Source organism: Syntrophotalea acetylenica (assembly GCF_001888165.1).
Lineage (GTDB): Bacteria > Desulfobacterota > Desulfuromonadia > Desulfuromonadales > Syntrophotaleaceae > Syntrophotalea > Syntrophotalea acetylenica.
In genome coordinates this window covers 1,055,725-1,067,832 of sequence record NZ_CP015455.1, presented here as the reverse complement: position 1 = coordinate 1,067,832, position 12,108 = coordinate 1,055,725, and the positions used below count along the sequence as shown (strand labels likewise).

Annotated in this window: 12 protein-coding genes; 9 read left to right on the top strand and 3 right to left on the bottom strand. The window is 61.3% G+C overall.

Annotation, left to right across the window (positions count from 1 at the left end; translation table 11 throughout):
• Positions 1 to 52 precede the first annotated feature (52 nt).
• From nifX to A6070_RS04780, 7 genes are all read left to right on the top strand, one after another.
• The gene (gene nifX, locus A6070_RS04810; protein WP_072287289.1) at positions 53 to 412 is read left to right on the top strand and encodes a nitrogen fixation protein NifX; all 360 of its coding nucleotides are present in this window, start codon (positions 53 to 55) and stop codon (positions 410 to 412) included.
• A gap of 70 nt (positions 413 to 482) precedes the next feature.
• Positions 483 to 746: a ferredoxin III, nif-specific gene (fdxB, locus tag A6070_RS04805; RefSeq protein WP_072287288.1), complete on the top strand. Its 264-nt coding sequence runs from the start codon at positions 483 to 485 to the stop codon at positions 744 to 746.
• A 220-nt stretch (positions 747 to 966) separates the two neighbouring features.
• On the top strand, positions 967 to 1,908 hold the full coding sequence (locus A6070_RS04800; protein ID WP_083558739.1) for a radical SAM protein: 942 nt from the start codon (positions 967 to 969) through the stop codon (positions 1,906 to 1,908).
• A gap of 196 nt (positions 1,909 to 2,104) precedes the next feature.
• On the top strand, positions 2,105 to 3,253 hold the full coding sequence (nifV, locus tag A6070_RS04795; RefSeq protein ID WP_072288135.1) for a homocitrate synthase: 1,149 nt from the start codon (positions 2,105 to 2,107) through the stop codon (positions 3,251 to 3,253).
• Positions 3,254 to 3,324: 71 nt separating this feature from the next.
• Positions 3,325 to 3,834 carry a ferritin family protein gene (locus A6070_RS04790; protein WP_072287287.1) on the top strand — a complete coding sequence of 170 codons (510 nt, stop codon included), beginning with the start codon at positions 3,325 to 3,327 and terminating at the stop codon, positions 3,832 to 3,834.
• 48 nt (positions 3,835 to 3,882) lie between these two features.
• The gene (locus A6070_RS04785) at positions 3,883 to 4,725 is read left to right on the top strand and encodes a GNAT family N-acetyltransferase (RefSeq protein WP_072287286.1); all 843 of its coding nucleotides are present in this window, start codon (positions 3,883 to 3,885) and stop codon (positions 4,723 to 4,725) included.
• Positions 4,726 to 4,795: 70 nt separating this feature from the next.
• The gene (locus tag A6070_RS04780) at positions 4,796 to 6,343 is read left to right on the top strand and encodes a phospholipase D family protein (RefSeq protein ID WP_072287285.1); all 1,548 of its coding nucleotides are present in this window, start codon (positions 4,796 to 4,798) and stop codon (positions 6,341 to 6,343) included.
• 59 nt (positions 6,344 to 6,402) lie between these two features.
• Here the strand turns inward: A6070_RS04780 and A6070_RS04775 are convergent, their stop codons facing one another.
• The 3 genes from A6070_RS04775 to A6070_RS04765 all read right to left on the bottom strand — a co-directional run bounded on the left by A6070_RS04775 (position 6,403) and on the right by A6070_RS04765 (position 10,118).
• Positions 6,403 to 7,710: a phenylacetate--CoA ligase family protein gene (locus A6070_RS04775; protein WP_072287284.1), complete on the bottom strand. Its 1,308-nt coding sequence runs from the start codon at positions 7,708 to 7,710 to the stop codon at positions 6,403 to 6,405.
• A 63-nt stretch (positions 7,711 to 7,773) separates the two neighbouring features.
• Entirely contained in the window at positions 7,774 to 8,286 is a 513-nt protein-coding gene (locus tag A6070_RS04770) for an indolepyruvate oxidoreductase subunit beta (RefSeq protein WP_072287283.1), read from the bottom strand.
• A complete protein-coding gene (locus tag A6070_RS04765; protein WP_072287282.1) occupies positions 8,277 to 10,118 on the bottom strand; it encodes a thiamine pyrophosphate-dependent enzyme in 1,842 nt (613 codons plus the stop codon). Before A6070_RS04765 ends, A6070_RS04770 begins: the two co-directional genes overlap by 10 nt.
• 292 nt (positions 10,119 to 10,410) lie before the next feature.
• On the opposite strand from A6070_RS04765, the gene A6070_RS04755 reads away from it, so the two are divergent.
• On the top strand, positions 10,411 to 10,689 hold the full coding sequence (locus tag A6070_RS04755) for an ACT domain-containing protein (RefSeq protein WP_072287280.1): 279 nt from the start codon (positions 10,411 to 10,413) through the stop codon (positions 10,687 to 10,689).
• An 11-nt stretch (positions 10,690 to 10,700) separates the two neighbouring features.
• Positions 10,701 to 12,062 carry a PFL family protein gene (locus A6070_RS04750; protein ID WP_072287279.1) on the top strand — a complete coding sequence of 454 codons (1,362 nt, stop codon included), beginning with the start codon at positions 10,701 to 10,703 and terminating at the stop codon, positions 12,060 to 12,062.
• Positions 12,063 to 12,108 lie beyond the last annotated feature (46 nt).

Here is a 12,108-nt window from a genome sequence, read left to right as displayed (position 1 = left end):
TGCCGGCGGATGTTGCGGCACTATCGCCGCTGTGAAGCAGAGAGGGATCGTCATGAAAATCGCGTTCGCCACGTCGGACAACCAAAGCATCGACCAGCATTTTGGCTGGTCCACACAATTTGCCATCTGGGAAGTCGGCGCCGATGAGTCACGTTTTTTGAGCATGGTCGACATTGAACCCGCTTCGGACCATGAAGACGACAAAATCGATGCCCGGCTGAAACGACTCGCTGATTGCACCATTGTCTATGTAACCGAGATTGGCGGGCCCGCCGCCGCACGCTTGGTGGCCAACAGAATCCATCCGGTCAAAAGCAGGGGGCACGAAACGATTCGGGAAGTTATCGGCCGGATTCAGGCGGTTCTGGCCAACAACCCTCCCCCCTGGCTGCGACGGGCGATGCAGAAATAATGCTATGCCGCGATGCCCTCGCAACGTCTTTGCGCCTGATCCGGAAAAAACCCTTGGAGGAGAACCACTCATGGCTCATTACACCGGAAAAACCCGAGACGGCAGTCCCTGGACTCCGACCTTCGTGGAAAAGATCGACGATGAAAAATGTCTCGGCTGCGGCCGCTGCTACAAGGCCTGCTCGCGCAATGTGCTTGGCTTCCACGAAGTCGATGAAGAGGATTCCGCCCGCATGTTCATGTACGTGGACAATCCCGGCAACTGCATCGGGTGCGCCGCCTGCGGCGTGACCTGTCCCAAAAAGGCTTTTTCTTTCAAACCACTGGAGCTCTGATCGCGCAGTTGCCAAAAAAAAACCGGGAGGGGCTACCAATAGCCTGATGTCCATTCCCAACCCCTGATGGACATCGAACAGTTCGCATCGGCAGGCGGCGCCAGGATGTGCCCGGCTGCATAACGGCAACGAGGCCCGGCGGCATTGTCCGCCCGGGCCTTCATCCAGCAGTTTTCGACGGTTTGCCGGCAATCCCGGCGAGCCTGAAAGGAGAAACACCATGTCCGCCAAGACCTGCTCCGAAAAAGATCGTCATGCCGCCGGTCACCCCTGCTTCGGTGCCGGACATCAGAACAACGCCCGTATCCATCTGCCCGTGGCGCCGGGATGCAATATCCGCTGCGGATTCTGCGAACGCCGCTTCGATTGCGCCAACGAAAACCGCCCCGGTGTCACCAGCCGCGTCCTCTCGCCGCAGCAGGCCCTTGACCGGGTCCGCGCTTTACTGGGCCATCCCGAAGTCGGCGCCAGGCTGAAGGTTGTAGGCATCACCGGCCCCGGTGACCCGCTGGCGAACGAAAATACCTTCGAAACCTTCCGCCTGGTCAAAGCGGCGTATCCCCATCTGCAACTGTGTCTTTCCACCAACGGCCTGCTGCTGGCCGAACGCCTGGATGCCCTGCGCAGCCTTGGCGTCGGCAGCGTCACCGTCACCATGAACGCCATCACCCCGGCGACCGGTGCCAGAATCTACCAGAGCGTCAGACTGGACGGCATCGTGCTGCACGGCGAGGCAGGCGCATCGACCCTGCTCGATGCCCAGATCAACGGCATCCAGGCCGCCTCCCGGGCCGGCATGCTGGTCAAGGTCAACAGTGTCTACATCCCAGGCGTCAACGATCACGAGACCCTGCCGTTGGCCCGCACCGCCAAACGCTGCGGTGCCGACATGATGAACATTCTGCCGCTTATTCCCCAGGGGATTTTCCGTGAATGTCCGGCACCAACTCCGACCCGCATGGCCCTGGTGCGCGACCAGGCCGAGCATATCCTGCCGCAGGCGCGACATTGCAGGCAATGCCGTGCCGATGCGGCAGGCATGCTGGGTGGGGATATCGACCTGTCGTATCTCGAAGAGACGCCCCGGCGCCATGCCGTGGTTTCCGAGAGCGGCGACAGCCAAACGCATAATCATCCGGGATTTTTAACCATGCCACAATAATCGGCTTGCAAAGCCACCAACGCCCAATTTATCGGCAAGCACGGAAAACACAAAAAACTTTTATCCTGTTTTCAATAAGTTACCCATGGCATACCGATTGCAAAATCATTTGCTAGCTTCCAGCAACGGTGCCGTAACAGGCACTGCGGCCCGCGGCCTGGATGTTGGAACCCCTCATCTGACCAAACGAGGCGCCATGCAAACCTGCCCCCTTCCCGACATCATTATCGACGACACAACCCTGCGCGATGGCGAACAGACGGCGGGAGTGGTTTTTTCACTGGAAGAGAAAAGAACCATCGCCCGCCTGCTGGATGACATCGGTGTGCACGAGATCGAATGCGGCATCCCGGCCATGGGGCGGCACGAACAGCATTGCGTCAGGGCGCTGCTCGGCCTTGGCCTGAAGGCCCGGCTGATCACCTGGAACCGGGCGCTGGTGGAAGATATCCGTGCCTCGCTGGCATGCGGAGCGACGGCGGTCGATATTTCCCTGCCGGTTTCGGACCTGCATATCCTTCACAAGCTGCGCAAGGACCGCAACTGGGTACGCGAACAGCTCAAACGGGCGCTTGGCTTCGCCAAGCAACACAATCTGTACGTTAGCGTCGGAGCCGAAGACGCCAGTCGTGCGGATTTGGACTATCTGGTTGAACTGATGCAGCTGGCCCGCGGCATGGGCGCGGATCGTTTCCGTTTCTGCGACACCCTTGGTTTGCTCGACCCCTTCGGCACTTTCGAAAAAATCCGTTACCTGCGCCAGCGCGTGGAGATCGACATTGAAGTGCATACGCACAACGATCTCGGCATGGCCACCGCCAATGCCATCGCCGGGGCCCGGGCTGGCGCCCGATTTATCAACACGACCGTCAACGGCCTCGGAGAACGGGCCGGCAACGCCGCCCTGGAAGAAGTGGTGATGGGGCTCAAGCATGCCTGCGGCCTGCCGTGCACCATCGATACCAGCCGCTTCGTGGAGATATCCCGCTACGTCGCTGCGGCCAGCCGGCATCCGCTGCCGGCCTGGAAACCGATCGTAGGGGAAAACGCCTTCGCCCACGAATCGGGTCTGCACGTGGACGGCGTGCTGAAGGATCCAGGCACTTACGAACCCTTTGAGCCGGGCGAGGTCGGTTCGAGCCGCCGCTTGATTCTGGGCAAACACACCGGCCGGCACGGGCTGGCGGCGCACATGCGGGGGCTGGGACTCGACCCGTCCGCGGTCTGCCTTGCAACGCTTCTGCTTCGGGTGCGCGCCGTATCCCAACGGTGCAAACGCCCCGTGGAAGACCCGGAACTTGAAGCTCTGTATTGCGCTCTGGCCGGGCAGACCGGCGGGAAGTGAAGCCTGTCAGGACTTGTTATGTGATACGGCGGAGGGCAGCAGTTCAAACCACTATCGGCAAGGAGCAAACCATGAATGCGTTGAGTGTCGCGAAAAAACTGGAAAAAGATGCGTCCGAGCTTTACGGCCGACTCGCCCGCAAAACCGGGGCCGCCAGCCTGCGAGCGCTGATCGCCGACCTGGCTGCGGACCATGAGATGCGCTACCGCACCCTCGAAACCCAGACCGGCAACGGCGCCTGCGACGGTGATATATCCCGAAACCTGAGCCGTCTCGCAAAACACCTGACAGGTCGGCTTCTGGCCCTGCAATGCGATGAAAACCGACGCGATGCCGAAACCTCCATCCGAGCCATTATGGAACTGGAATCGATGAACACCGAGTTCTATCGCGAGTTGTGCAATACGGCCCCGGGCAGCGCCATGCAGGATCTGTTGCGGCAGTTATTCAACCATGAACAGCATGATTGCTTCATGATCGAGGCGTTTTACGAGTTCATCAACGCCCCCAACGAATATCTGGCGGATGCCGAATTCAGCAACTTCGATGAATTTCACCAGTTCGGCCGCCAGATCGGCTGATCATTCAACAATCTCCGGCACGTTTCGCGGCGGAGAGGGAGCGCACAGGTGGCCGATACGCAGCAGCAGGACGAGCTGGCTCTGATCCGTCCGGAAATACGTGATTGGGGCGCCTTTTTTTTCTGGGCGCAGGCCGAATACTGGCAGGTTCTGCCAGCGGAGGCGGCGCTGTTTCGAGGCCCCCTGGCCGACTGGGCATTCGCGCTGAGATCCCGGGATCAGACCTGCGGCTTCGCCACCGCCGTGCCCTATGCGGATTTTGCCTGGATCGGCAACCTGATCATTGCCCCGGAAAAACGTGGCATGGGCCTTGGCCGCCACCTGTTTGACCAGGTATGCGACAAACTCCGTCGCAGCGGCATCCAGAGCCTGTGGCTGACGGCATCGGAGCAGGGACGCCCCCTGTACGCATCGCGGGGATTTCGGCCATGTGACCGCATCGAGCGCTGGCAGATGTTCATACCGCCCCTCCAACACTGCAGCGCCCCTGTGCTGCCAACGGATCTGGAGCACCTGTACAGGATGGACCGCCGCGTCTGGGGTACGGACCGCCGCCTGATCCTTCAGTATCTGGCCACCGGCGGCCGCATCATCCGTACCGGGAACAGCATCGCCCTGCTCCAGAACTACGGATCGCTCAAAGTACTCGGGCCCTGGCTGTCCAGGGAACATTCGCCCCGCGAGCATGCCGCCGTCATCCGCACCGCCATCCGCGCCGCAGGCGGCGGCACCCTTCACATCGACGTGCTCGCTTCGACGGGAGCCGCCGCCCTGCTGGCAGAGTGCGGCTTTATCCGCAGCGGCTGCGGCACCCTGATGGTGGCCTGCGACGGCGCCGCCTGCCCCCCCAAACAGGCCGTGGCGCTTGCCAGCCTCGGCAGCCTCGGCTGAAAAACGCCTCGTTGTTCCCACCCTGCGAAAGCGACCTGCAAAGTGCCGGCACTGCGCTATACTGTTGGCCATGAATCCGTTTCTGACCTGTCTTGCAATCCTGTGTCTGGGGGGCTGCGCCGCCATTGATCTTGCCGCGGTGGAACGCTCCGCAAGCCGGGCTTTGCCGCCGTCCGACAGCACCGCACTGGCAAGGCAGTACAGCTCCTCTTTGGTACAGCACCCTGATCATTCAGCGTTTCAACTGGTTGACAACGGCCTGCAGGCCCTCGCCATGCGCCTGCAGCTTGCCGAGCGGGCCGAACAAACCCTCGATCTGCAATACTACATCCTGCGCAGCGACCTCAGCGGCCTGCTGCTGCTGGATCAGCTTCTGCAGGCAGCCGATCGCGGGGTTCGCATCCGTCTGCTGCTTGACGATCTGCACTTCGACCAGAGCGCCCTTCACCTTGCCGCCCTTGATACCCACCCCGGGGTGGAGGTGCGGGTCATCAACCCCTTTGTGTTCCGCCACACCCCGGTTTTAGGCCGTCTGGTCGATGCGCTGTACGATTTCAGCCGCGTGCAGAGGCGCATGCACAACAAGGTCTTTATCGCCGACAATACGGTGGCCATTGTCGGCGGCCGCAACCTGGGCGACGAGTACTTCGAGGCTCATCCCCGCATCGACCTGCGCGACATCGACCTGTGGACCCTCGGTCCGGTAGTGCCGCGACTTTCCGCCAGTTTCGACGCCTACTGGAATTTCGACAAATCGGTGCCAGTGACGGCCCTCGGTATCCATCCCACCGGCAATACCCCCTTGCAGGATCTGCGGATGCAGCTCGACGATCACCGCCGGCGGCCTGCTGTCGTCGCCTATCTCGAAGAACTTGCCGCCACGCCTCCCCACGTACCGGTCATCTGGGCCCAGGGCCAGGTTCTGGCCGATTTCCCCTGCAAACTCTCACCCGGTCAACCCGATTGCGCCAGTCTGCATTTCGACCGTTTTCATGCCCTGTTCCGGGAAACCGAATCGGAACTGCTGATCATCTCGCCCTATTTTATTCCCGGCAAGGACGGCATCGCCCTGTTTCGGCAACTGAAGCAGCAGGGGGTTGAAGTGAGGGTTCTGACCAATTCCTACGCAGCCACGGATTTGAAAATCGTACAGGCGGGATACAATCGTTACCGTCGGCCCCTGCTGGAGGAACAGATTGCATTGTTCGAATTCAAGAGGACCTTTCCGCCCCCGGAGACACGCAAGGATCGGCTGGCACTGACAGGTTCGTCCCAGGCCTGCATGCACGCCAAGGCCTACGTCATGGACCGTCGGCGCGTCTTCATCGGTTCCTTCAATCATGATCCGCGTTCAGCGGCATTGAATACGGAAGTGGGCATTCTGGTGGACAGTCCCGAACTCGCCAGCCGGGTCGCTGCCCTGTTCGCGCATTATACAATGCCGCACAACAGCTACCGGCTGCAGCTGATCCCCGGTAAAAAGGGCGGGAAAAACCTGGTCTGGCATACCGTGGATAACGGGCAGGCGAGAGCTTATCATCAGGAACCGCTCACCACCTGGTGGCAACACCTGAAAAATGCCCTGTTGTCCGTGTTTGCCCCCGAAGATCTGCTGTAGATGAGGCCGGGCACGAAAACCACACCGGCAGAACCCTGACGGATAAGCAAATGCCGTGCTCAGATGATGGAATCGGTGATCCGCGCGTCGAATACGCGCTGGCTTTTTCTTTCCGAACGGGGCAGGCTGCCGTAGGCGACCAGTTCGACTTCCGGCGTGACCAGCAACTGCCGCTTGAACTGATGCAGCAACTCCCCGATCAGCGCCCGATCCCCTGCATCGGATACACCCTGCCCCCGTTCCACGACCAGTTTCAGTGAATCGCGGCCACGCTCTTCATCCCGGGAAAGATGGATCTGATATTCAGAGCCGAGGCCGCCAATCGTGGAAAGAATGCTGTCGATGCTGGAGGGGTAAATATTGACGCCGCGAAAGATAAAGGTATCGTCCGTACGCCCCAGAATGCGTGAATGGCGCGGCATCAGGCTGCCGCAGGAACAGCGGCCAGGAAGGATGCGAGTTACATCCCGGGTGCGGTAGCGGATCAGGGGCGCGGCCTGTTTGCACAGGGTGGTGACCACCATTTCACCCCATTCACCGGGGGGCACGGGCCGCAGTGTCTCGGGGTCGACGATTTCGACGATATAGTAATCGCCCCAGTAATGGATGCAGTCATGATGGGAGCATTCGATGCCGGTTCCAGGACCGTACAGTTCCGTCAGGCCGGTGATATCGAACAGTTCCGCGCCGCCGAACAGCTGGGAAATCTTCTGACGCATGGACACCGAGGAACGTTCCGAACCGTAGATAATCTTTTTGACGTTGATCTTGTCGGCGATGCCTCGATGGTGAATCTCCTCGGCCATCAGCAGCGCCATGGAAGCGGTACAACAGAATACGGTCGGCTGGAAATCGATCAGAAACTGGCACTGCAGATCGACGTTGCCAGGACCGATGGGCACCGCCAGTGCGCCAATCTTTTCACAGCCGGACTGAAACCCCATGCCCGCCGTCCAGACCCCGTACCCGACCGCGATCTGCACCCGGTCTTCGGCCGTCACGCCAGCCATCTGGTAGCAGCGCGCAAAAAAGTGACACCAGTCATCCAGATCCTGCTGGGTATAACACAGAACCTTGCGCTTGCCGGTGGTGCCGCTGCTGGCATGCACCCGCACGATCTGCTCGAAAGGCACGCTCCGCAAGGGGAAAGGATAGCCGTCGCGCAAATCGTCGGCAGTGGTAAAAGGCAGTCGCTCCAGGTCCGCGAGACTGTGAATGTCGTCAGGGCGAATGCCGGCCCTGTCCAGCCGCGCGCGGTAAAATTCCGATCCCTGCCAGGCATGCCGGATGGTCCATTGCAGCCCTTTGAGCTGGTGGGAGAGCAGTTGTTGTTCGTTCTGAAAATCCGGCATGAAGTTTTGATTCATGGCATATCCGATCTTTTCTTGCAGCTGGGAATGAAAACTGCCTGGCGTGCCAGAACGGCAGTTTCAATATCCGAAGTCGAAACCAAGCCGAAATGCGGCCAGATTAGCCGCCGCGAATGGTCCCCGGGACAGGTTCCGGATGACCCGTTCCATCGCTTCCGGGGAACAGAACCATGGCGTGCGGCGCACCGCATGCCCAAGCAGAATGAGATTGGCCAGTACCGGGTTGCCCTGGCGCCGCGCCAGAGCCGAGGCATCGATGGCCGCATCGATGTCCGCGGCCGGGCTGTTCACCACCATCCGGCCGCCTGGCTTGAGCAGGCAGCGGTGCACCTCAAGGTTGCCGGCATGCAGAAACAGGCCGACATCCGCCTGACCACGACGCAGCAACGGGCTGCGGAAATCCCCGATCTTGATCATGGAGATGACGGTGCCGCCACGCTGCGCCATGCCGTGGGTTTCCGAGGTCAATACCTGCAGGTGCGCCTCCACCGCCGCCTGGGCGATGACCCGGGTCGCAAACAGCACCCCCTGCCCACCCATGCCGCTGACAAACAGCTGCCGGTTCATGCACATGGCTCCTCCTTGCGGATGGCTTGACGGGGGCAGACCTTCTGACAGACACCGCAACCGACACACAGATCCTGATCGATATCCACCCTGCCGCAAGCTTCATCGAAAAACAGCGCCGGGCACTCGAAAGCCTGGAGACAATACCGGCAGCCATTGCAATCGTCCCCCACCGACATGCAAAAGCGGGGCTGGTCGTGCCGCGCCTGTTTGTCCATGAGACAGGGGTGGCGGGCGATAATCACCGCCGGACCGCCGTCTTCACCGCGGCAGAAAGCATCGGCCTGTTTCAGCTGCCCGGCCAGCATGTCGGTATCATAAGGGTCGCACACCTCCAGGAACCGCACGCCGCAGGCCCGTACCAGATCTTCGATAAGGACGCGGGGAGTGGCACGGCCATCGGCCCGCAGCCCCAGATGAGGGCTGGGCTGGTGACCGGTCATGGCGGTGGTGGCGTTATCCAGCACCACGACGATGATGCGCGCCTGCTGGATGACCGTATTGATCAGCGCCGGGATGCCGGCATGAAAAAAAGTCGAATCGCCAATGGTGGCGACAATGGCCGGAACCTCCCCGCCGTCCTGCGCATAGGCCTGATAAAAACCGGCGGCCTGGCTGATGCAGGCTCCCATGCAATGCACCGTATCGACGGCGCCAAGGTTCAGGCCCAGGGTATAGCAGCCGATATCGCTGGGGAAGATGCCCCCGGGAAACACCTTCTTGATGACATGGAAGGCGGCCCGGTGCCCGCAACCGGCGCACAGGGCCGGCCGTTTGTCGCGTCCGGCCGGTGCGGCGTCCCCGGCGGATGACGGCTGCAGGCCGAAAAAATCTTCCAGCGCCGGCAGCATGGCGTCGGGCAGCAGTTCGCCATGCGCCGGCAGCAGCCGGGAACCGCGGCCGACGGCGCCGGGATGGGCCAACTGCTGCTGAATGACGGGATAGGTCTCCTCCAGGATCAGAACTGTGTCGTAGCGGTCGCGCAGAGCATCGATAAATGGCCGGTGCAGCGGATAAGGCAGCAATACCTGATAAACATCGACCTTGCCCAGAAGCTGCATGTCGGCGAGCAGATCACAGGCGTTGGCAAAAGCGATCCCGGACGCGACCACACAGCGCCCGGCGAAGGAGCCGTCGCCGGCGAGCAGCCGTGGAGCGACTTGTGGATCCCGGGCGATGCGATCGATCTTGTCGTTGAGCTGCTGATGCAGGGCCGGCAGGAACGCCGGGGTCGCCGCCCAGCGCGATGGATCGCGGACGAAATCCGCCCGGCGACCGAGCGCAAGGGGTTCGGCCTGCCCGACATTCTGACGGGCGTGACAGATGCGCGTGGTAGGGCGCAGCATGACCGGCAGCCGATAGCGTTCGGACAAGGCATACCCCAGGGCCACCATGTCGCGGGCTTCGGCGGGACTGGAAGGATCCAGCACCGGCACCCGGGCAAAATGGGCGAAGAAGCGCGAATCCTGCTCGTTCTGGGAGCTGTGCGGCCCGGGGTCGTCGGCCACCACCAGCAGCAGTCCGCCCACCACGCCCAGGTAAGCGGCGCGCATGAAGGGGTCGGCGGCCACGTTCAGGCCTACCTGTTTCATGATCGCCGCCGCACGCTTGCCGGTATAGCTGGCCGCCAGGGCAACCTCGAAAGCGATTTTTTCGTTAAGCGACCATTCCACATGCAACGCCGCCCCGAGTTGCGGCTGCAGGCGGACAAGGGCGGTCATGGTTTCGGTGGAAGGCGTGCCCGGATAGGCCGCGGCCACCGCGCAACCGGCCTCCACAAGGCCGCGGGCAATGGCCTCGTTGCCCATCAACAGAGTCTGTTTGCTGGATTCGGTCATAGGATTCCCGGCTGGAAATTTGTATTCGCCACGGTTAAGCCAACAAATCCGTGGCAGCATAACCCGGCGCGGGCCGGTTTGAAAAGAGCAAAAATTTGTTCGCAAGGATCCCGACCTTGACCTGCGAAGGCTTTGGCGCGATACTTAACGCCTTTGTGAATAACCGCCTTTGGTGCAGCGGCATACACCGGGCACCGGGTCAGGATGACGGGTTGAATCCCCACATCCGAAAATCCTTAGAGGCGGGGACCTTTTATTTATCCATAACGAGCAACGAACCCAAGGAAAACCCATGTCATCAAGTCGCTTCGTCATTACCGTCATCGGTCTGGACCGTGTTGGCATCGTCGCCGGCATCACCCGCGTCATGGCCGAATACAGTGTCAATATCGCCGATATCCGGCAGACCATCATGAACGATCTTTTCACCATGCTGATGCTGGCGGAAGTAAAATCGGACAATTTCGATCTGACGGCCTTTCAGGAAGCGATGTCGGCCATCGGCAAGGAACTGGGCGTACAGGTCATCGTCCAGCACGAAGACGCCTTCCGTTTCATGCACAGGATCTGAGGAGGCCGCCGATGCTCATCCATCCGCAAGAAATTCTCGAAACCATCAACATGGTGACCCACGAGCACCTCGACATCCGCACCGTCACCATGGGCATCAACCTGCGCGGCTGCTGCCATCCCGACATCGCCACCTTCAATCAACAGATCTACGACCGGATCATGCGGTGTGCCGAAAAACTGGTGCGTACCACCCAGGACGTTCAGAATCTGTACGGCATCCCCATCATCAACAAGCGGATTTCCGTCACCCCCATCGCCATCGTCGCCGAAGCCTGCCAATGCGAGGATCTGAGTTCCGTGGCTCAAACCCTGGACCGCGCGGCCGAGGAGATCGGCGTCGATTTTGTCGGCGGTTTCAGCGCCCTGGTGCAAAAAGGCATGACCCCCGGCGATCGTCGTCTTATCGAGTCCATCCCCCAGGCGCTGGCATCGACCCGAAAAGTCTGCTCCTCGATCAACGTGGCATCCACCAAGGCCGGCATCAACATGGACGCGGTGGCGAAAATGGGGCGCATCATCAAACAGACCGCCGAACTTACCGGCGATGCCGGCGGACTGGGCTGCGCCAAGCTGGTGGTGTTCGCCAACGCACCGGAGGACAATCCCTTCATGGCCGGCGCCTTTCACGGCGTGGGCGAACCGGACTGCGTGATCAATGTCGGTGTCAGCGGGCCGGGAGTGGTCAACGCGGCGGTGCGGGCCCTGCAGAACCCTTCGCTGGGCGACATTGCGGAATGCATCAAGAAAACCGCCTTCAAGATCACCCGCATGGGCGAGATGGTCGGCAAGGAAGTGGCGCGCCGCATCGGCGCCGAGTTCGGCGTGCTGGACCTGTCCCTGGCACCGACGCCGGCGGTGGGGGACAGCGTCGCCGCCATCCTCGAAGCCATGGGGCTGGAAAGCTGCGGCACCCACGGCACCACCGCGGCTCTGGCGCTGCTCAACGACGCGGTCAAAAAAGGCGGGTCCATGGCATCGTCCTCTGTCGGCGGCCTCAGCGGCGCCTTCATCCCGGTCAGCGAGGACGAAGGCATGATCCGCGCGGTGCGTCGCGGCTCCCTGAGCCTCGACAAGCTTGAAGCCATGACCTGCGTCTGCTCCGTCGGCCTGGACATGATCGCGGTGCCCGGTGACACGCCGGCCTCCACCATTTCGGCCATCATCGCCGATGAAATGGCCATCGGCATGATCAACAAAAAGACCACCGCGGTGCGCATCATCGCCGCGCCGGGCACCCGGGTCGGCGACACCGTCGAATTCGGCGGCCTGCTGGGCAGCGCGCCGGTCATGCCGGTGCACAGGTTCAGTTCCGAGATCTTCATCGCCCGCGGCGGCAGGATTCCGGCACCGATCCAGTCCCTTACCAACTAAGTTTTCGGATGAAAACTACGCTGTATCCATATGACATGGCACAATT

What these genes read in the sequence shown, in the direction of transcription:
- nifX (WP_072287289.1), top strand. Translation starts at nt 53, where the DNA reads ATGAAAATCGCGTTCGCCACGTCGGACAACCAAAGCATCGACCAGCAT.
- fdxB (WP_072287288.1), top strand. Translation starts at nt 483, where the DNA reads ATGGCTCATTACACCGGAAAAACCCGAGACGGCAGTCCCTGGACTCCG.
- A6070_RS04800 (WP_083558739.1), top strand. Translation starts at nt 967, where the DNA reads ATGTCCGCCAAGACCTGCTCCGAAAAAGATCGTCATGCCGCCGGTCAC.
- nifV (WP_072288135.1), top strand. Translation starts at nt 2,105, where the DNA reads ATGCAAACCTGCCCCCTTCCCGACATCATTATCGACGACACAACCCTG.
- A6070_RS04790 (WP_072287287.1), top strand. Translation starts at nt 3,325, where the DNA reads ATGAATGCGTTGAGTGTCGCGAAAAAACTGGAAAAAGATGCGTCCGAG.
- A6070_RS04780 (WP_072287285.1), top strand. Translation starts at nt 4,796, where the DNA reads ATGAATCCGTTTCTGACCTGTCTTGCAATCCTGTGTCTGGGGGGCTGC.
- A6070_RS04775 (WP_072287284.1), bottom strand. Translation starts at nt 7,710, where the DNA reads ATGAATCAAAACTTCATGCCGGATTTTCAGAACGAACAACAACTGCTC.
- A6070_RS04770 (WP_072287283.1), bottom strand. Translation starts at nt 8,286, where the DNA reads ATGTGCATGAACCGGCAGCTGTTTGTCAGCGGCATGGGTGGGCAGGGG.
- A6070_RS04765 (WP_072287282.1), bottom strand. Translation starts at nt 10,118, where the DNA reads ATGACCGAATCCAGCAAACAGACTCTGTTGATGGGCAACGAGGCCATT.
- A6070_RS04755 (WP_072287280.1), top strand. Translation starts at nt 10,411, where the DNA reads ATGTCATCAAGTCGCTTCGTCATTACCGTCATCGGTCTGGACCGTGTT.
- A6070_RS04750 (WP_072287279.1), top strand. Translation starts at nt 10,701, where the DNA reads ATGCTCATCCATCCGCAAGAAATTCTCGAAACCATCAACATGGTGACC.